Origin of the sequence: Bradyrhizobium symbiodeficiens, from assembly GCF_002266465.3 — a bacterium.
Classification (GTDB): Bacteria; Pseudomonadota; Alphaproteobacteria; order Rhizobiales; family Xanthobacteraceae; genus Bradyrhizobium; species Bradyrhizobium symbiodeficiens.
Genome location: NZ_CP029427.2, coordinates 6538979 through 6556514 on the forward strand (window position 1 = coordinate 6538979; position 17536 = coordinate 6556514).

20 protein-coding genes and 1 tRNA gene are annotated in these 17536 nt (G+C 64.4%); 11 read left to right on the top strand and 10 right to left on the bottom strand.

Annotated elements, in window-relative coordinates; all coding sequences use genetic code 11:
- Window positions 1-277: 277 nt before the first annotated feature.
- The 4 genes from CIT39_RS30770 to CIT39_RS30785 all read left to right on the top strand — a co-directional run bounded on the left by CIT39_RS30770 (window position 278) and on the right by CIT39_RS30785 (window position 2444).
- Entirely contained in the window at window positions 278-823 is a 546-nt protein-coding gene (locus tag CIT39_RS30770) for a sigma-70 family RNA polymerase sigma factor (protein ID WP_094976542.1), read from the top strand.
- The gene (locus tag CIT39_RS30775; RefSeq protein WP_094976541.1) at window positions 820-1461 is read left to right on the top strand and encodes a ChrR family anti-sigma-E factor; all 642 of its coding nucleotides are present in this window, start codon (window positions 820-822) and stop codon (window positions 1459-1461) included. Before CIT39_RS30770 ends, CIT39_RS30775 begins: the two co-directional genes overlap by 4 nt.
- Before the next feature lie 79 nt (window positions 1462-1540).
- Complete coding sequence (locus CIT39_RS30780; protein WP_094976540.1) at window positions 1541-2125, top strand: RNA polymerase sigma factor; 585 nt, start codon at window positions 1541-1543, stop codon at window positions 2123-2125.
- 19 nt (window positions 2126-2144) lie between these two features.
- Window positions 2145-2444 carry a hypothetical protein gene (locus tag CIT39_RS30785; protein ID WP_094976539.1) on the top strand — a complete coding sequence of 100 codons (300 nt, stop codon included), beginning with the start codon at window positions 2145-2147 and terminating at the stop codon, window positions 2442-2444.
- A 35-nt stretch (window positions 2445-2479) separates the two neighbouring features.
- Here CIT39_RS30785 and CIT39_RS30790 read toward each other — a convergent pair whose 3' ends face one another.
- Window positions 2480-2881, bottom strand: a complete 402-nt coding sequence (locus CIT39_RS30790; RefSeq protein ID WP_094977058.1) for a DUF2177 family protein — start codon at window positions 2879-2881, stop codon at window positions 2480-2482.
- 124 nt (window positions 2882-3005) lie between these two features.
- Entirely contained in the window at window positions 3006-3809 is an 804-nt protein-coding gene (locus CIT39_RS30795; protein ID WP_094976538.1) for a DUF1295 domain-containing protein, read from the bottom strand.
- A 168-nt stretch (window positions 3810-3977) separates the two neighbouring features.
- On the opposite strand from CIT39_RS30795, the gene CIT39_RS30800 reads away from it, so the two are divergent.
- The 3 genes from CIT39_RS30800 to CIT39_RS30810 are packed head-to-tail and all read left to right on the top strand — an operon-like array spanning window position 3978 to window position 7305.
- Window positions 3978-5291 carry an NAD(P)/FAD-dependent oxidoreductase gene (locus CIT39_RS30800; RefSeq protein WP_094976537.1) on the top strand — a complete coding sequence of 438 codons (1314 nt, stop codon included), beginning with the start codon at window positions 3978-3980 and terminating at the stop codon, window positions 5289-5291.
- Window positions 5292-5295: 4 nt separating this feature from the next.
- Window positions 5296-6084 carry a DUF1365 domain-containing protein gene (locus CIT39_RS30805; protein ID WP_094977057.1) on the top strand — a complete coding sequence of 263 codons (789 nt, stop codon included), beginning with the start codon at window positions 5296-5298 and terminating at the stop codon, window positions 6082-6084.
- Between the two features lie 3 nt (window positions 6085-6087).
- Window positions 6088-7305, top strand: coding sequence for an SAM-dependent methyltransferase (locus CIT39_RS30810; protein ID WP_094976536.1), 1218 nt, complete (start codon window positions 6088-6090; stop codon window positions 7303-7305).
- Window positions 7306-7332: 27 nt separating this feature from the next.
- On the opposite strand, the gene CIT39_RS30815 is transcribed toward CIT39_RS30810, so the two are convergent.
- Window positions 7333-8292 (bottom strand): LysR family transcriptional regulator, encoded by a 960-nt coding sequence (locus tag CIT39_RS30815; RefSeq protein WP_094976535.1) that lies wholly within the window; start codon window positions 8290-8292, stop codon window positions 7333-7335.
- A 138-nt stretch (window positions 8293-8430) separates the two neighbouring features.
- On the opposite strand from CIT39_RS30815, the gene CIT39_RS30820 reads away from it, so the two are divergent.
- The 4 genes from CIT39_RS30820 to CIT39_RS30835 all read left to right on the top strand — a co-directional run bounded on the left by CIT39_RS30820 (window position 8431) and on the right by CIT39_RS30835 (window position 13208).
- Window positions 8431-9471, top strand: a complete 1041-nt coding sequence (locus CIT39_RS30820; protein WP_094976534.1) for an ABC transporter substrate-binding protein — start codon at window positions 8431-8433, stop codon at window positions 9469-9471.
- Window positions 9468-10250 carry an ABC transporter ATP-binding protein gene (locus tag CIT39_RS30825; protein ID WP_094976533.1) on the top strand — a complete coding sequence of 261 codons (783 nt, stop codon included), beginning with the start codon at window positions 9468-9470 and terminating at the stop codon, window positions 10248-10250. Before CIT39_RS30820 ends, CIT39_RS30825 begins: the two co-directional genes overlap by 4 nt.
- Window positions 10247-11119: an ABC transporter permease gene (locus tag CIT39_RS30830; RefSeq protein WP_202975545.1), complete on the top strand. Its 873-nt coding sequence runs from the start codon at window positions 10247-10249 to the stop codon at window positions 11117-11119. Before CIT39_RS30825 ends, CIT39_RS30830 begins: the two co-directional genes overlap by 4 nt.
- Before the next feature lie 82 nt (window positions 11120-11201).
- Window positions 11202-13208, top strand: a complete 2007-nt coding sequence (locus CIT39_RS30835) for a molybdopterin-containing oxidoreductase family protein (protein WP_334273049.1) — start codon at window positions 11202-11204, stop codon at window positions 13206-13208.
- Window positions 13209-13304: 96 nt separating this feature from the next.
- Here CIT39_RS30835 and CIT39_RS30840 read toward each other — a convergent pair.
- The 7 genes from CIT39_RS30840 to CIT39_RS30870 form a co-directional block, all read right to left on the bottom strand.
- A tRNA-Phe gene (locus tag CIT39_RS30840) sits at window positions 13305-13380 on the bottom strand.
- Between the two features lie 174 nt (window positions 13381-13554).
- Window positions 13555-13737 carry a DNA gyrase inhibitor YacG gene (gene yacG / locus CIT39_RS30845; protein ID WP_094976531.1) on the bottom strand — a complete coding sequence of 61 codons (183 nt, stop codon included), beginning with the start codon at window positions 13735-13737 and terminating at the stop codon, window positions 13555-13557.
- A 145-nt stretch (window positions 13738-13882) separates the two neighbouring features.
- The gene (locus CIT39_RS30850; RefSeq protein WP_094976530.1) at window positions 13883-14512 is read right to left on the bottom strand and encodes a Maf-like protein; all 630 of its coding nucleotides are present in this window, start codon (window positions 14510-14512) and stop codon (window positions 13883-13885) included.
- A gap of 159 nt (window positions 14513-14671) precedes the next feature.
- Window positions 14672-15139, bottom strand: coding sequence for an arsenate-mycothiol transferase ArsC (locus CIT39_RS30855; protein WP_094976529.1), 468 nt, complete (start codon window positions 15137-15139; stop codon window positions 14672-14674).
- Window positions 15140-15145: 6 nt separating this feature from the next.
- The gene (locus tag CIT39_RS30860; RefSeq protein WP_094976528.1) at window positions 15146-15643 is read right to left on the bottom strand and encodes a UPF0262 family protein; all 498 of its coding nucleotides are present in this window, start codon (window positions 15641-15643) and stop codon (window positions 15146-15148) included.
- Window positions 15640-16935 (bottom strand): histidinol dehydrogenase, encoded by a 1296-nt coding sequence (gene hisD / locus CIT39_RS30865; RefSeq protein ID WP_094976527.1) that lies wholly within the window; start codon window positions 16933-16935, stop codon window positions 15640-15642. The genes CIT39_RS30860 and hisD overlap by 4 nt, the downstream gene beginning before the upstream one ends.
- A gap of 143 nt (window positions 16936-17078) precedes the next feature.
- Complete coding sequence (locus CIT39_RS30870; RefSeq protein WP_094976526.1) at window positions 17079-17528, bottom strand: DUF2948 family protein; 450 nt, start codon at window positions 17526-17528, stop codon at window positions 17079-17081.
- Between the last annotated feature and the right edge of the window lie 8 nt (window positions 17529-17536).

Sequence of the window (17536 nt, forward strand, 5' to 3'; positions counted from 1 at the left end):
GGTCTCTCTATCGAGGCCCGGCTTTGGTCATGACTGAGCAAGCCGGGTGCCAGACGCGGAGCGCGATCTCTGGGAGGTCATGGAACCCACAACAACAGGCATCCCCCGGTGATCCGGCGGCCTGCCTCGGTCGTTTCCAGCCCAAGAGGTCGCTTGTCGAGGCGCTATGATCGCTGCTATCCGGGCTTTAGAGGTGCCGATCCGGGCTGAGGCCGGTTTACCCCGGAGAGTTGCGGCGCTGTTGTCGATTGGTGCGAGCGAAGGGCCGAAGGCAAAGGTGGACTGGGCTGATTTGATCGGACACGTCGCCTCCAACGGCGACCGGGAGGCTTTCAAGCGGCTGTTCGAGCATTTCGCGCCTCGCATCAAGGGGCTGATGCTCAAGGCCGGTTGCAGCTCCGATGAGGCGGAAGAGATCGCCCAGGGCACCATGATCGCCGTGTGGCGGAAGGCGCACCAGTTCGATCCCGCGACGGCGGGCGCGCCGGCCTGGATTTTCACGATCGCGCGCAACCTGCGGATCGATCTATTCCGCCGCAAGGCGCGGACGGACCGGCTGCAATCCGATTCCGAGCTGCCTGATGCACCGGATCAAGCCGAGACGGCCGACGTGCTGATGTCGCGCGTGCAGGATGCGGCGCGGATCGCCGCGGCGATCAAGCAACTCTCGGCAGAGCAATCCACGGTGGTGAGGCTGTCGTTCATCGAGGAGCGACCGCATCCGGAGATCGCGAGCACCCTCGGGATTCCCCTCGGAACGGTCAAGTCAAGGATCAGGCTCGCGATGAACCGGTTGCGAGACATTTTGGACGAAGAAGCATGACGATCAGCCATCATCCGCCGGAAGAGCTTCTGGCCGATTTCGCGGCCGGCAATCTGGAAGAGGCTCATCAACTGGTTGTCGGGGTGCATGTGGCTGGCTGCCCACGGTGCGCCCGCTTCGTGCGGGCCATCGAGCAGCTTGCGGGCGCCGCGCTGGAGGATGTCGAGCCGGTGCCGATCGCGCCCGATGCATTCGACCGCGTGATGTCGCGAATTCATCTGTCTCCGGCGGAGACCGCCGCGCCCCGCCTCGCGTCCGACATTGACCATGATCTGCCGCCGGCACTGCGGAACTATCGCATCGGCAAGCGCCGGCGCGTCGCGCCCGGTCTCAGCATGAGACCGATCGAGTTGTCCGGTTCGGGCAGCGCACGCGCCTTCCTGCTTAGATCAGCGCCGGGCTCGCGCATGCTCGAGCACACCCACACCGGCACCGAGCTGACGCTGGTGCTCGAGGGCAGCTTCAGCCACGAGGGCGGACGCTTTGGCCCCGGGGATTTCGACTATGGCGACGACGAGGTCGATCATCGTCCCATCGTCGGCGACGAAGGCCCTTGCGTCTGCCTGGTCGCCATGACCGGCGACCTGCGCATGAACGGTTTCCTCGGCCGATTGATCGGACCGTTCGTACGGCTGTGATTGCGCTTCGTCCCTCTCCTGTCGAGTGATCCGGGCCTGCGTCCGGAGCGTTTTCTTTGAAACGCAACGGAGACAGGACATGGCCGGTTCGAACCTGCCAAGCCAGGCACCAAGCGAGATTCTGCGCGAATTGCTGGCCCGCGTCTCGACTGGCGAGACACGTGCCTTCGCGGAGCTCCATACGCTGACCCGCGGCAGGCTGGGCCGGACCGCGCTGGCCGTTGGAGCCGCGCCGCACGACGTCGATGATATCCTCCAGGACAGTTTTCTGAAGATCTGGCGCAACGCTGCCCGGTTCGATTCCGGACGGGCCCCCGCCATGGCCTGGATGTCCGCGATCGTCCGAAACACCGCCATTGATCATCTGCGGACCCGCCGACAGCCGAGTGTCGAATTGGAGAAGGCGCTTGCGGTCGCGGCAGACGCTGCGCCGTTACCGACCGAGGAATTCGATTTCGCCGGCGCCGAACCCGTTGCCCGCGGCGCGCTGGCCCGTTTGCCGGAAGATCGCCGCAGGCTGGTCGCTCTGGCCTATCTGGAAGGCGAGAGCCGCGCGAGCCTGTCGCGGCGCTTCGGTGTGCCGGTCGGCACCATCAAGACCTGGCTGCACCGAACCATTTTGGTCGTGCGCAAGGATTGCCTGGCCACGATGGCGGCGGCCTGAAGGCGGCAGGAAAGCGTGCATGGCCGCAGAGATCATTGAATTTCCCGAGCGTGGACGCGACCGGCTCGTCTCCTCGATCGCAAGGCTCGAAACCATCGTGAGAGAAGTCGAGCGAATCGTGGCCGACGAGCCTGAAGCCGGCGTCGACCGGCTGCTCGCAATCATGGAGCACATGGGCGACCGATTGGTCGATCTCGCAACCCTCGTGCTCGACGAGGAGTCGAAGCTGCAGGCCCGGAAGGCCTTCATATCCTTGTCCGACAAGATCGCGGAAACCAGGGAAGCGTTCGAGCAGGTCGGAGACCGGACGCATACCTGACGCGATCGGCAGGCTGATTGACCCGGCGCCGTCGCTCAGTGCGACAGCTTTTGAGCGACGAGAAACCCGATCCAGGCGCTGACGCCGGCGAGGAACGAGCCCCAGCACACGTCCGCAAGGGTCAGTCCGGTCGACCAGTTCCGCAGCGTCGCCTGATTGGTCAGATCGTAGGTCGCGTAGGTGAAGCAGCCGAGCAGCAGGCCGGATGTGAAGGCGCGCAGCGCGCCGCCGTCTTGCTGTGCAGGCAACACGGCAAACCAAATCAAGCCGAGGGGATACAGCAGATAGAAAGCTGCCGCGGCGGGCAGATCGGGTTGAGCCCGCAACATGTCGCCCAGCACGGGCCGATACAGCTTGTCGACCATGATCGTCAGCCAGACCATGTCGACGGCGACGAAAGTCACGGCCACCGCGAGATAGGTCAAGAAAAGAGTCATGTCCGTGTTTCCCGTCGCCCTGCATCCGGCCGGCTTGTCGAGCAGCGCCAGATTAACGACCCGGGAGCCATGTCGGATCACATCGGCGATTCATTCGGCTTTGCGGCGCAGCGACCAGGGTCCATCACGGTTCCCGCCGCCGCGGCCATGGAAAGAAGGCGTTGGTGCGGGCCTGATAGCGGCGATAGCGGTCCTCGCGCGATTGCAGCATCTGCTCCTCTAGCGGCGGTATGCCCGTCACATGGACCAGGATCCAGTACATGATCGCGGGCGCTGCCAGGCTGGCCCACCCCCATGGATAGCCCGGCGATAGCGCGATGACCGGGTAAGCCAGCCATCCCAGCCATTCGAAGAAATAGTTCGGGTGACGCGACCAGCGCCACAAGCCGACATCGCAGACGAGGCCCTTGCTGGAGGGGTTGCGCTTGAACTGCCGCAACTGCCGGTCCGCCAAGGCCTCGCCGGCAACGGCAACCAGAATGATGACGATCCCGGCGTAGTCCTGCAGCCGCAGTTCAGGCCCGGGCGCATGCGCCGCGAGGAAGACGGCGAACGGCAGCGGCAACGAGACCAGCGCCTGCGATTGCAGGAAGAGGAACATCCGGCGAGGCGCATCGGCGCCCCATTGGCGCGCATAGTTCGCATAGCGGGGATCGTCGATCCCGGCTGCGGAGCGTTGCGCGATGTGCGTCCCAAGCCGCACCGACCAAAGCAGCACGAGCCCCGCGACAAGCACCCGGCGGGCCGGCGAACCATCATCCAGCGGCCACAAGGCCGCGGCCGCGCCGACGAGGCCGGTCGCATAGGACCAGATCGCATCGACCCAGCCGGAATTGCCGGTGCGCTGCTGAACGACCCAGGCCAGTGCCATCAGGAGGCAGAGGGCCAGCGCAATGCCGGCTATCGCCTGAACGTACGGAAGGAACATGCTCTCACCGATTCGACCTTTGTCTGTACGTCATGTCCGGGCCGCGGTTTCGCCTTGGCGGCGGGTTCCAGGCGATCAGCCAAGTGATCCGGGCCATCGCGCCAAACGTTTCCTGTCCGGTGCTTCAAAGGACCGTAGCTGGCGGTACCGCAGTGGGGGCGAAAGAGAATGCGTTTGGCCGTAATCGGGACGGGAATTGCCGGCAATGCCGCCGCATGGCTCCTGTCGAAGCGTTACGCCGTCACCGTTTACGAGCGCGAGCAACGGCCGGGGGGACATAGCCACACCGTTCGAATCGACTATGACGGCGAGCCTCTCGACGTCGATGTCGGCTTCATCGTGTTCAACGAGACGAACTATCCGCAATTGACATCGTTGTTCTCCCATCTGGGCGTGAAGACGGTCGAGACCTGCATGAGCTTCGCCCTCTCCGCCGATCAAGGCCGGTTCGAATGGCGGGGTGGCGGCGAGACGGCCTTGCAAACAGTCTGCGGCCTGTTTGCCCAGCCACGCAACCTCGCTTCGCCGTCATATTTTCGCATGCTGGCGGAGGTCGCGCGGTTCAACCGGCAGAGCGTGGCCGATCTAAGTGCCGGCCGGCTGCGCGACCTGACGCTCGGTGAGTATTTGCGCGGGCAATCCTTCGGGACGCGGCTGTTCTCCGACTACCTCGGCCCGATGGGCGCGGCGATCTGGTCGTCCTCGTCCGACGACATTCTGTCCTTTCCGGCGGAGAACTTCGTGGCCTTCTTCGACAACCACCGGCTGTTGCACCTCGATCGGCCGCGCTGGCGGACCGTGGAGGGCGGCAGCCGACGCTATGTCGACAAGCTGACCGCTTCGTTCGTGCACAACATTCGGCTGGGCTGCGCGGTAACGTCGATCGACCGAACCGGGCATGGCGTGACCGTCCGCGACAGTCACGGCGGTGAGGAAAGTTACGATGCCGTCGTGATGGCCTGTCACAGCGATCAGGCCCTGGCGGCGCTGTCGGATGCCGATGCCGAGGAACGTTCCATTCTCGGCGCGATCAGATATGCCCCCAACACCATTTACCTGCACCGTGATCCCCGCCTCATGCCGAAGCGGCGGCAGGCATGGGCGTCCTGGAACTTCCTGCGATGGCAGCGGCAGACGACTGCGCAGAACGACGTCGCGGTGACCTATTGGATGAACAGGCTGCAAGGCATCGACGACCGCAAGCCGTTGTTCGTCAGCCTCAACCCTCCGTTCGAGCCTGCGGCACACCTGACGTTCGGAAAGTTCAGCTTCGACCATCCGCAATACGACCTGGCTGCATTCGCGGCGCAGCGACGGCTGCCCGCCATCCAGGGCCGTCGCCGAACCTGGTTCTGCGGCGCCTGGACCGGCTATGGCTTTCACGAGGACGGCTTGCAGGCCGGCATCTCCGTTGCCGAGGCGCTTGGCAGCGACGTTCCGTGGCGCCTGCCGGGGCCGTTGCTGGCCGAGGCTGCCGAGTAAAGTGATGGTCCAACCCCAACCAGCCAGAGTGGAGGATGCAACGGCGCCCGCTGCGCTCTATTGGGGAAAAGTCATGCACGCGCGATGGCGGCCCGTGCAGCACAGGTTCACCTACCGCGTGATGAGCCTGCTGATCGACCTCGACCGGTTGAACGAAGCCGATCGCCAATCCCGGCTGTTCGGCGTCAATCGCTCGGCGGCTTTCAGCTTCCACGAGCGCGATCACGGCGAAGGCACCAGCGCGGGCCTCAGCCAACACGTCCGGCGCCTCGCAGCGCAACGCGGCATCGACCTCGCCGGAGGCCGCGTACTTCTTCTCTGTTATCCCAGGGTTCTCGGCTACGTGTTCAATCCGCTTTCGGTCTATTTTTGCTACGGCGCCACCGGCGCTCCTGCCCTACTGATCTACGAAGTCCGCAACACCTTCGGCGAAATGCATTCCTACGCCCTGCCGGTGCGGGAGGCCGCCGCGGGCTGCGCCATCCGGCAGACCCAGCCGAAGGAGTTTTACGTCTCGCCCTTCATGGAGATGGAAACACGTTACAGTTTCAGCGTTTCTCCACCGCAGCAGGACGTCAAAGTCAGGATCCTGCAGAGTAACGGGCAGGGCGCGATGTTTGCGGCAGCATTCTCCGGACGACGTCGGGCCCTGACCAGCCGCTCGATGATCGCGGCGTTGGTCGGCCTGCCCTTCCTGACGTTCAAGATCATCGCAGCCATTCACTGGGAGGCGATGCGGCTCTGGCTGAAAGGTGTTCCCTACGTGCCTCGTTTGAAACAACGTGAGATCTAGACCATGGACCTCGCAGCCACCCATCAGCCCATGCAATTCGATGGCGTCCCGTTCTTTGGCCGCCTGGCTCTGCGCCTGGCATCGCAACTTCGGTGCGGCACCGTTCACGTGCGCCTGCCCGACCACAGGATGGTGACCTTGCGTGGCCAGCTCCAGGGTCCCTCTGCCACGATCGAATTGAATAATTACAGGTTCGCGCGCAGCCTCGTCATCGGCGGCGATATCGGCATGGCCGAGGCCTATATTCGCGGCGACTGGACCACGCCCGATCTCGCCCAGCTTCTCTACGTGCTCTGTCTCAACGAAGATCTGGTCGACAACGCCTTTGCCGGCAACATGCTGGTCCGGCTGTGCCGGCGAGCAGTCCATCTCCTGCGCCGCAACACAAGGCAGGGATCGCGGCACAACATCCACCGTCATTACGATCTCGGCAACGAGTTCTTCGCGGCGTGGCTCGATTCCAGCATGACCTATTCATCGGCCTTGTTTCCGGCCGAGACAGCCGACCTTCCCGCCGCACAACGACACAAATACGAGCAGCTGGCGCAGGCCATCGAGTTGCAGCCCGGTCAGAGCGTGCTCGAAATCGGATGCGGCTGGGGCGGCTTCGCCGAATTCGCCGCCAAGACCTACGACGCCAGCGTGCTCGCCCTCACCATCAGCAGAGAGCAGCATGAATTTGCCCGTCGGCGAATCCACGAAGCCGGGCTGGCCGAGAAGGTTGACGTGCGACTGCAGGACTATCGCGACCAGGACGGCCGCTTCGACCGCATCGCCTCGATCGAGATGATCGAGGCCGTCGGCGAGCAGTTCTGGCCGGCCTATTTCAATCAGCTGAACCAGCGGCTCAAGCCCGGCGGCTTGGCCGGCATCCAGGCCATCACCGTCAGCGACGAACTCTTCGGCAGCTATCGGCAGCGCGTGGACTTCATCCAGCGCTACATCTTTCCAGGCGGCATGCTGCCGTCGACGAACATCCTGCGCGCGCTCGGCGAACGCTTCGAGATGCCCGTCATCCGCGAGCGCGTCTTCGGGCAGGACTACGCCAGGACACTCGCCCTCTGGCGCGACAATTTCAGCCAGGCCTGGACCGACCTGACCGCGCTCGGATTCGACGAGCCGTTTCGGCGGCTGTGGGAATATTACCTGTGCTACTGCGAGGCTGGGTTCAGGGCGGGGAAGATCGACGTCGGGCAGTTGGTGTTTGCGCGGAGGGGGTGAGGCGCTCCGGACAATTTAGACACGAGGTCACGTCGGCAAGGAGCGATCAATAGTCCCGGATAAGGCATCCGCCTGCAGCAGACGTGCTCCCGGCCAATACCCGCTGCGAATGAGACGTTCGACAACGTCGCGCAGGAGATCTCCAACCTTGCGAACCAGGCGGCTGGGATTGTTCCTGGTGGCGACGTAGCTGCGCAATTTGATCGAGGGCTCGATCGCCAGAATTTGCGCGCGTTCCGTCGGTTCTTCCGTTGCGAGCGCTACGCGCGGGAGAATGGTGTGACCGCGGCCTTCGCGCGCGAGGGCTTTGAGCTGCCCGACGGAATTGATCTGGGCCCCGAATTTCAGCGCGAGATGATGAGCCTTTGCGGTCTTGCTCAACAAAGGGCGCACCGGGTGCTCGCCATCGGTGGTGTAGATGATCCAGCGGAGGAGCTCCTCAAATGCAATGCTTTGACGCCCCGCCGCTTCTTCGCCAACTCGCCCGAACAACACCAGTTCATCCTCGGCGAGCCCGGTCAGCGACAGGCCATCGGCCTGGTCATCGCCATACAGGATGCCAGTGTCGATCTTGCCCGACCGGAGCCAGCCGCGCAGGTCACCTGTCAGGCCTTCGAACACATGGACCTGCGCGCCAAGGAATTCGACCTCAAGGGCCTGCAGCAGCGGTAGCGTCAGCACCGAGGCCATGCTGACGGGGATACCGATGGTGACTTCCCCCGCCACGTCGGCAGCATCTCGAACCTCCCGGCGGGCCAGTTCGAATTGGGCACGTATCTGCCGGGCATGATCCAGGAGGATCTCGCCGCAGGGTGTCAACGTCACGCCGCGCGCGTGGCGGAAAAGGAGCTGTACCCCCAGATCGGCCTCCAGGGCCGCAATCTGGCTCGAAAGCGCCGACTGGGCGATGTTGCCACGTGCAGCGGCGGTCGTGATGCATCCATGAGTCGCAACATTCTGAAAATGCAGGAGTTGTTTGAGATTCATGGGTGCGCCATTGCAGCCGGATCCGATCAGCCAGCAATCTTAAAATCAGATCGCAGTCAGCGCAATTTACTGTTTGCTGAATTTTGAGGCAGGCACGAAGATTGCCTCGCCGGTTAGCAGATTGTTCCGGAGGGGAAGATGACGAGCAGAAATGGTGACGGTCGGTGGAGCCGTCGCGAAGTCGCCAAAGGGTTGCTCGCGGCACCCTTCGTTCTGTCCACCGCAGCCAAAGCACAGTCCTCCGCGAAGTTCGAATTCGGCATTGCCGGCATCGACCCCATCTACAGTGCGCCGTACATCGCGTTCAAAAAGGGGTACTTCAAGGAAGCGGGCATCGATGTGGGCTACCTGAATTCCCAGAGCGGGCCTCGCACCAAGCAGATCCTCACGGCCGGGCAGGTGCTGGTGGGATGCAGCGGCGTCAATGACGCCCTCGCCACCACCGTTGCCGGCAAGCCCACCACGGTCGTGTTCGGGCTCGATCGCAGAATTACCTACGCGAACATCCTGATCCGCAAGGAAGACGCCGGCAAGTTCAAGTCGGTCGCCGACCTCAGTGGTCAGCGACTGGCCGTGACCCAACTCCAATCGGCCACCTGGCTGATGGCCGTCTTCATCGCCGAGAAGGGCGGCGCCAAGGATGTCGATATCCGCGGCCTCGGCGACTTTGCGACCATGCTCGGTGCGCTGAAATCGAAGCAGGTGGCCGCGACGATCGCGACGTCAGCCATGCTCGAACAGATGAAGGGCGAGGACTGGGCGGTGCCGCTGTTCAGCATCGGCGACGATGCCAGCTGGAAATCGACCTTCGGTGGCGATGTCCCGGGCATCGGCTGCTATGTCCTGCAGGAACAGATCGACAAGAATCCGGCAGCGATCCAGGCGGCCGTCACCGGCCTTGTGAGGGCACAGAACCTCATCAATTCAAGTTCGCCCGAGCAACTCACCGAGTTGCTGCATGAAGACTACATGAACTCGCTGCCGAAGGAGACCGTCAAGAGCGGCCTGACCTTCTACAAGCAGAACGTCTTTTCGCCGGACAACATCATTTCCGAGGACAGCTACGCGCTTCTCGCCAACATCATCAAGGACCGTCAGTTCACGCCCGATCAGATGGCGAAGATTCCGTACAAGGCGGCGATCAACATGGATTTCGTTCGCAAGGCGCGCGCGGCATGAGCGCGATGATCGAGCTTCGTCACGTCGGCAAGTCGTTCGAGAACAAGAGCGGCGAGATCGTGAAGGCCGTAGGCGACGTCTCCCTGACCGTCGAGAAGGGAGAGTTCGTCTGCATCGTTGGACCGTCCGGCTGCGGCAAGAGCACGATCCTCAACATGATCGCCGGCTTCATGCCGCCGACCGGCGGCGAGGTCTATGTCGACGGCGCGCGCGTCGATCGCGACGTGCCGGCGTCGCTGGGATACATCTTCCAGAAGGACACGGTGCTGCCCTGGTACACAGTGCGGCAGAATGTCGGTCTCGGCCTCAAATTCGCCGGCGCGGCCAGGCCGGATACCAACAAGAAGATCGACCGGCTGCTGCGGCTCGCGCATCTCAGCAATTTTTCGGAAGCCTATCCGCATCAGCTTTCCGGCGGCATGCGCCGCCGGGTCGCGCTTTGCATGAGTCTCGCGGTGGATCCGAAGATCCTGCTGCTCGACGAGCCGTTTGGCGCCCTCGATACGCATACGAAAACGCATCTGCACAGCGAGCTGCTCGAGATCTGGCGCGAGCTCGGCCAGACCATCGTGATGATCACCCATGATCTCGACGAGGCGGTCACGCTCGCCAGCCGCGTCATCGTTCTGTCGACGCCGCCCAGCCGCATCCTGCTCGAAGAGGTCATCGACATTCCCTATCCGCGCGACGTCTTCGAGTTACGGCAATCGAGCCAATTCACCTCTCATAGCCAGCGCGTCTGGAAGGTGCTCGGCAACCAGTTCAGGGCGGCAGCATGAGCAGCGACCAGGTGCAAATCGCCGGCCCGGAGGTTTCTGCGGGCCGCGCATCCGGGATGCAGCCGCGACGTCGTTCGGCCGGCGGCTTGCGGATCACGCTCACGCAAGTTCTTATCTTGGCCGTGATGCTCGGAGTCTGGGAGGCGCTGACGCGCATCACCTGGTTTCAGCAGAATACGATCTTCGATCCGTTCTTTATCAGCCGGCCCTCGCTGATCGGCGCGCGCATCTGGCAGTGGATGCAGCCGGGCAAGAACGCCATCTGGCCCCATCTGGCGTCGACACTCTATGCCACCGGCCTGGGTCTGCTGGTCGGCACCGCGTCCGGCTTCGCCGTCGGCGTGATGCTCGCCCAGAGCCGGTTCTGGGCAAAGGTGCTCAACCCCTTCATCGTCTCGATGAACTCGATGCCGCGCATCGCCTTCGTGCCGCTGATCACGATGCTGTTCGGCCTGGGTCTCGCCTCGAAGGTCGTGACCGCCTGGTTCATGGTGTTCTTCCTCGTCTTCTTCAATACCTACAAGGGTGCGAACAGCGTCGAGCAGGAACTGGTGAATTTCTGCCGGACGCTCGGCGGCCGACATTCGCAGATCCTCTGGCGCGTGCGCATTCCGACGGCGGCGGCATGGACCTTCGCATCGCTCCCCAATGCGATCAGCTTCGCACTGATCGGCGTGGTGCTTGCCGAGTTCGTGGGATCGACGACCGGCGTCGGCTATCTTCTGACGACGGCTCTGGCGACGCTCAATGCGACAGACATGTTCGCCTCGATCGTTATCCTGAGCATGGTCGGCGTGGGTCTCGTATATCTGATCAGCGCGGTCGAGCGACGACTGCTGCATTGGTCGTCCGAATTCCGCAACGATTGAGGCGCGCATGCCGAGCAGCAGCTTCGTCAAGACGGCTTGCCCGCACGATTGTCCAAGCGCCTGCGCGCTGGAAGTCGAACGCTTGTCGTCGACCAGAATCGGACGCGTTCGCGGCAGCGCCGAGAACAGCTATACGTCGGGCGTCTGCTGCACCAAGGTGTCGCGCTATGCCGAACGCGTGCATCATCCCGACCGGCTTGCGCAGCCGATGCGGCGCGTGGGCACCAAGGGATCGGGTGAATTTGCGCCGATCAGCTGGGACGATGCGCTCGACGAGATTGCGAACCGGTTCACCCGCGCGACACAGAACCATGGATCCGAAGCTGTCTGGCCCTATCATTCGGGTGGCAATATGGGTGTCATCCAGCGCTGGGGTCTCGACCGGCTGCGGCACGCCTTCCGCTATTCGCGTCAGCAGACCACGATCTGCGTGACGCCGGCAGAGTCGGGCTGGAAGGCCGGCATCGGCGAATTGCGCGGCTGCGACCCGCGCGAGATGGTCGAGGCCGATCTGATCCTGATGTGGGGCGGCAATCCCGTCTCCACCCAGGTCAACGCGATGACCCACATCGCGCGGGCGCGCAAGCGCGGTGCGAAACTGATCGTGGTGGACGTCTATCGGACGCCGACCATCGCTGCGGCGGATATCGCCGTCATCGTCCGCCCCGGCACGGATGCCGCCCTCGCGCTCGGCATGATGCACGTCCTCTTGAAAGAGGGATTTGCGGATGAGGCCTATCTCACGCGCCTGACGGATTTCGACGGCGACGTGCGGCGTCACATCGAGAGCTGGCCACCGGAGCGGGCGGCGCAGGTGACCGGCGTCGATGTCGCGCAGATCGTCGACATCGCGCGGCTTTACGGGCAGACCAAGCGCAGCTTCCTGCGACTCGGCTTCGGCTTCACCCGCTCGCGCAACGGCGCCGCCAGCATGCACGCGGTTTCCTGCCTGCCGGCGATCACGGGCTCCTGGCAGCACAAGGGCGGCGGCGCTTTCTTTCTCGCGCTCGACAACTGGCGCCTCGATACGACGTTGGCGCATGGTCTCGACATGCGCGATCCCCACACCCGCATACTCGACCAGTCGCGCATCGGCGCAATCCTGACCGGCGACCCGGTCGCCCTCAAGGACGGGCCGCCGGTCGCCGCGATGATCATGCAGAATGCGAACTCGGCCAATGTGGCCCCGGACAGTCGCAAGGTGGCTCAAGGGCTTGGCCGGGAAGACCTGTTCCTTTGCGTGCACGAGCAGTTCATGACGCCGACGGCTCGCTATGCCGATATCGTCCTGCCGGCGGCGATGTTTCTCGAAGCGGACGACATCTACTACGGCCTTGGGCACACCTACATTACCGCGGGCCCGCGCGTTCTCGACCGCTATCGAGAGAGCTGGACCAATCACGAAGTGGTCTGTGGCATCGCGCGGCGGCTGGGATCGGATCATCCGAGCTTTCGAATGAGCGCGTTCGATCTGATCGACAAGACGCTCATTGCGTCGGGGCGGGGAACGGCGGCGGAGGCCTTCGACACCGGCTGGGTGGAATGCGCCGAACCGTTCGACGACGCTCATTTCACCGATCGTTTCCCGACCGCGGACGGCAAATTCCATTTCAAGCCGGATTGGGCCGCGATCGGTCCGTACGGTCATGGCATGCGACCGTTGCCGGACTTCATGGAGAACTATGAAGTTGCCGACAGCGAGCACCCGTTCCGCCTCGTTGCGCCGCCGGCGCGGACCTTCCTCAACACCACCTTCACGGAAATCGAGAGCTCACGGAAACGCGAAGGTGCGCCTCACGTGATCATCCACCCTGAAGATGCCGCGCGCCAAGGCGTGGCCGATGCCGACATCGTGCAGATCGGCAATCGTCGCGGTCGGCTCGAACTGCCGGCGAAAATCGACCAGAGCGGTCGTCCCGGGGTCGTGATTGTCGAAGGAATCTGGCCGAATACGGATTTCTCGGGAGGACTTGGCGTCAACCAACTGATCGGCGACGATCCGGTGCCGCCAAACGGCGGAAGCGCCTTCCATGATACGGCCGTCTGGATGCGGCGGCTAAGTCAGGATGCGGTGATCGAAAATGGGTGAAGAACCCAAATACGCGCATCCAGTCTAAGCGGAATTGGGCGTCGCACACCGCCAGCATTTCACAGGTCGCAACCAAGTGCGGCTTTGCCGGGGCGATGGTGCCCAGGGGCGGAATCGAACCACCGACACTGCGATTTTCAGTCGCATGCTCTACCAACTGAGCTACCTGGGCGTGCTCCTAGAGAGGGGCCAAAGCCCATCGAGCGGGCGGTTTATAGTGGGCTCTGGGCGGCCTGTCCACCCGGCTTCGCCAAGAGGCTCCGCCGGGCGCGGCCCGGCTGTGCACAAGCTGCCCCGGCTGGCGCGCGGCGGGGTGCACGATCCGGCAAGATATTGATATTATTAATTATTCGAGGTCGTCGACGTCGTCGTCGCGGCCGGGGATGACGTAGGAGCCTTTCAGCCAGCGGTTCAAATCGACGTCGCGGCAGCGCGGGGAGCAGAATGGGCGGGTGGCCTCGGACTGCGGCTTGCCGCAGATCGGGCAGGTTCTGAGCGGGCTGGCGGGCTTTTTGACGTGGTCGTCCATGATGTCTGCGGCTTGCACGGGGTGAAAGGGTTCAAGAGCCTGTCGGGCAACGGGTTCCGCGGGCGGCGGGCGCGTGCGCACCGTCAGGCCATTCTACGGTGCATGGGGTTGTTTTCGCGATTTTGTTGGGCCGCAGCTTGCCGGCTCAAATGGCGGTCGCGTTGAGCCAGCCGAAGCGGATCGGAAAGCCCTCGCCGCCGAGCAGCGTGGTGGTCTCGTAGAGCGGCAGGCCGACGACGTTGGTGTAGGACCCCACCATCTTCACCACGAAGGAGCCGGCGATGCCCTGCACGGCGTAGCCGCCGGCTTTGCCGCGCCATTCGCCGGAGCCGATATAGGCCTGGATGTCGTCCTCCGAGAGGCGCTTGAAGCGGACGCGGGTCTCGACCAGGCGCTGACGGAACGCCTCGCGCGGCGTCACCAGGGTGATCGCGGTGTAGACGCGGTGGTTGCGGCCCGACAGCAGCCGCAGGCACTGCGCGGCTTCGTCCACGAGATTGGCCTTGGGCAGGATCCGGCGGCCGACTGCCACCACCGTGTCGGCGGCGAGGATGAAGGCGCCGCGCAGCTCGTCGTCGAGCTGCACCGATTTCAGCGCCGCATCGGCCTTGGCCCGCGCAAGACGATTGGCGCAGGCGCGCGGCAGCTCGCCCCGCTTCGGCGTCTCGTCGACGTCGGCCGGGCGGAGCGCGTCCGGCTCGATGCCGGCCTGGTTGAGCAGCGACAGGCGCCGCGGCGAACCGGAGGCAAGTACGAATTTGGGGCGGCCAAGCATCAGGTGATTTGGGGGATGAGCAGGGGGTGAATTGCGCGCGGAACCTATCGGAAGGGGGCCGGTTTCACAACCCGGGAACCGGAGGTTTGGTGATTCGAGGCTCCCCACCACGCATCTGCCTACGCTCTGTGACGCGGGTGTTACGCACGGCTCCTCGTGTCAGACCGGCGCCGAGCCCAATTTCGCGAAGCGCCTGCGGATGCGCATCAAGAGCTGGTCGCAGACGTCGCGATAGGCGGCGAGCTTCTGGTCGCGGCTGCCCTCGATGGTGGTGGGATCCTGCGTCGGCCAATATTCGACATCCGCCGCGAGCGTCCGCGTCAGCTCCAGCGCCTTGTGGTGCGCCTCCGGCGAGAGCGTGATGATGAGGTCGAAATTCAGCCCCTCCCAATCCTCCAGCTCCTCGAAGGTCTGCGGCTTGTGGGCGGAGATGTCCTGGCCGAGCTCGGCCATCACGGACACCGCGAACGGATCGAGCTCGCCCTTCCGCGTTCCCGCCGACTTCACGTAGAGCCCTTGCGGAAACATGTGCTGCAGCAGGCTCTCGGCCATCGGCGAGCGCACGCTGTTCATCGCGCAGGCGAATAGCACGGACTGCGGATTGCTTGCGCGTGGAGGCGCAGCCATCCGCGATTATCCTTTCCAATGAAGGACGGTGATGAGCGTGAACAGCCGGCGCGATGTCTCGAAGTCGACCCGCACCTTGCCCTTCAGCCGCTCCTGCAGCGTGCGCGATCCCTCGTCATGGATGCCGCGGCGGCCCATGTCGATGGCCTCGATCTTGTCGGGGGTCGCGGTGCGGATCGCCTGGTAATAGCTGTCGCAAATCATGAAATAGTCCTTCACGATCCGCCGGAACGGCGTCAGCGACAGCAGATGCGCGACCACGGGCGTGCCGTCCTCGCGGCGGATGTCGAACATCAGGCGATTACCGGTGATGCCGATATGCAGCGTGAACGGGCCCCTTCCCTCGGCGCCCTCGGGCGCGAACAGGTTCTGCTCGATCAGGTCGTAGATCGCGATCGCGCGCTCATGCTCGATGTCGGGCCCGGAACGGCCGATCGAGTCCTCGTCGAGCGTGACGCCGACGATGCGATTGCTGGAGTCGTCCTGTTCAGGCAGCTCTGTCATGACAGATTGAGGCGCAATCCAATCGAACGCGAATGGGCGTCCAGCCCCTCGGCCTTGCCGAGCGTCATCGCGGCAGGTCCGAGCGCACGCAGCTGATCCGGGCCGCATTTCAGGATCGAGGTGCGCTTGATGAAGTCGTGTACCGAGAGCCCTGAGGAGAATCGCGCCGAGCGCGCCGTCGGCAGCACGTGGTTGGAGCCGCCGACATAGTCGCCGATCGCCTCCGGCGTATGCGGCCCGAGGAATACCGCGCCGGCATTGCGGATCTTCGCCGCCAACGCGTCGGGATCCACGGTCATGATCTCGAGATGCTCGGCGGCAATGGCGTCCGCGAGCGGAATGGCGTCGGTGAGGTTCTTCACCATGATGATGGCGCCGAAATCCGCCCAGGAGCTGCCTGCGATCGCCGCGCGCGGCAATGTCTTCAGCTGCGCCTCGACCGCCTTCTCGACGTCGGCGGCAAGGCGCGCGGAATCGGTGATCAGGATGGATTGCGCGCTGGCATCGTGTTCGGCCTGCGCCAGGAGATCGGCGGCGATCCAGTCGGCATTGCCGGTGTCGTCGGCGATCACCAGCACCTCGGAGGGACCTGCGATCATGTCGATGCCGACCTTGCCGAACACCAGCCGCTTGGCCGCGGCGACATAGGCATTGCCCGGGCCGACGATCTTGGCGACCGGCGCGATCGTCGCGGTGCCGTGCGCCAGGGCGGCCACGGCCTGTGCGCCGCCGACACGGTAGATCTCGGTGACGCCGCCGAGATACGCCGCCGCCAGCACCAGTGGATTGAGCTTGCCGTCGGGTGACGGCACCACCATCACCAGACGCGAGACGCCGGCGACCCTTGCAGGCACCGCGTTCATCAGCACCGAGGACGGATAGGCCGCGGTGCCGCCGGGCACATAGAGGCCGGCGGATTCGATCGCGGTGTAGCGCCAGCCGAGCTCGACGCCGAGCGGATCGGTGAAGCGCTCGTCCTGCGGCAGTTGGCGGCGGTGATAGGTCTCGATGCGATCCCGCGCGAGCTTGAGCGCATCCAGCGTCGCAGGCTCGCAGGCCTTGGTCGCGGTCTCGATCTCATCAGCGGTCACGCGCAGGCCGGATGCGTCCAGCTTCAGGCGGTCGAACTTGGCGGTCGCCTCCAGCAGCGCGGCATCGCCCCGCCTGGCCACGTCGTCGACGATTGCGCGCGCGGCGGCCTCGACGTCGGCCGAGATCTCGCGCTTGGCGGCGAGGAAGGCCGCGAATCGCTGGTCAAAATCGGCGCTGCTGCGGTCGAGGCGAACGGGCATGTCAGGCTTGGCTTCTGGCTGGTCTTGGGGCGATTGGCGCACCAGGTCCCCTGCTCAATGGCGCGGCGGGGAAGCGGCGTCAACCCTCGCAAGCCGCCGTTCTGGCGCAGGCTTGAGCCGGTGCGGCTGGTATACCGGGGGCTTCACAGCTCCCCCTCGATCTCCAGCCCCGTCCCCAGCGTGTCGTCCCCGAGGTCGGTCAGCTCGCATTCCAGGCATTCGACGTCGAGCCGGACGGCGCCGCCTTCCGCGAACAACAGCAGGGCGCTGCCGCCGGGCTCCGCCTCGCGCCCGTCCCTCGGGTGAAACTCGATGCCGACGAGGTCCATGACCTTCTCGGGCGCAGCCAGGTCGATGTTGCGAGCCTTGCAGGCGAGGACGCGGTCGAAGCGGAGCGCAGAGACGAGCCGGCGCGGCTCGGTCTGTCCTCCCAGCGTCTGCTCCCAGTCCAGCCGGCTCAGACCGACCACGAGCCGCTTCTCGCTCTGCCGCCAGATGATGTCGGAGACCTGGACCCGGGCATCCTGGACATGGGTCGAGATCACGGCGAGATCGTCGGCGTCGAGGGCGATCAGTTTGAGCTGGGGCGACATCGCCGACG

Coding starts and splice junctions, on each gene's coding strand:
- CIT39_RS30775 (WP_094976541.1), top strand. CDS start 820: ATGACGATCAGCCATCATCCGCCGGAAGAGCTTCTGGCCGATTTCGCG.
- CIT39_RS30780 (WP_094976540.1), top strand. CDS start 1,541: ATGGCCGGTTCGAACCTGCCAAGCCAGGCACCAAGCGAGATTCTGCGC.
- CIT39_RS30785 (WP_094976539.1), top strand. CDS start 2,145: ATGGCCGCAGAGATCATTGAATTTCCCGAGCGTGGACGCGACCGGCTC.
- CIT39_RS30790 (WP_094977058.1), bottom strand. CDS start 2,881: ATGACTCTTTTCTTGACCTATCTCGCGGTGGCCGTGACTTTCGTCGCC.
- CIT39_RS30795 (WP_094976538.1), bottom strand. CDS start 3,809: ATGTTCCTTCCGTACGTTCAGGCGATAGCCGGCATTGCGCTGGCCCTC.
- CIT39_RS30800 (WP_094976537.1), top strand. CDS start 3,978: ATGCGTTTGGCCGTAATCGGGACGGGAATTGCCGGCAATGCCGCCGCA.
- CIT39_RS30805 (WP_094977057.1), top strand. CDS start 5,296: ATGGTCCAACCCCAACCAGCCAGAGTGGAGGATGCAACGGCGCCCGCT.
- CIT39_RS30810 (WP_094976536.1), top strand. CDS start 6,088: ATGGACCTCGCAGCCACCCATCAGCCCATGCAATTCGATGGCGTCCCG.
- CIT39_RS30815 (WP_094976535.1), bottom strand. CDS start 8,292: ATGAATCTCAAACAACTCCTGCATTTTCAGAATGTTGCGACTCATGGA.
- CIT39_RS30820 (WP_094976534.1), top strand. CDS start 8,431: ATGACGAGCAGAAATGGTGACGGTCGGTGGAGCCGTCGCGAAGTCGCC.
- CIT39_RS30825 (WP_094976533.1), top strand. CDS start 9,468: ATGAGCGCGATGATCGAGCTTCGTCACGTCGGCAAGTCGTTCGAGAAC.
- CIT39_RS30830 (WP_202975545.1), top strand. CDS start 10,247: ATGAGCAGCGACCAGGTGCAAATCGCCGGCCCGGAGGTTTCTGCGGGC.
- yacG (WP_094976531.1), bottom strand. CDS start 13,737: ATGGACGACCACGTCAAAAAGCCCGCCAGCCCGCTCAGAACCTGCCCG.
- CIT39_RS30850 (WP_094976530.1), bottom strand. CDS start 14,512: ATGCTTGGCCGCCCCAAATTCGTACTTGCCTCCGGTTCGCCGCGGCGC.
- CIT39_RS30855 (WP_094976529.1), bottom strand. CDS start 15,139: ATGGCTGCGCCTCCACGCGCAAGCAATCCGCAGTCCGTGCTATTCGCC.
- CIT39_RS30860 (WP_094976528.1), bottom strand. CDS start 15,643: ATGACAGAGCTGCCTGAACAGGACGACTCCAGCAATCGCATCGTCGGC.
- hisD (WP_094976527.1), bottom strand. CDS start 16,935: ATGCCCGTTCGCCTCGACCGCAGCAGCGCCGATTTTGACCAGCGATTC.
- CIT39_RS30870 (WP_094976526.1), bottom strand. CDS start 17,528: ATGTCGCCCCAGCTCAAACTGATCGCCCTCGACGCCGACGATCTCGCC.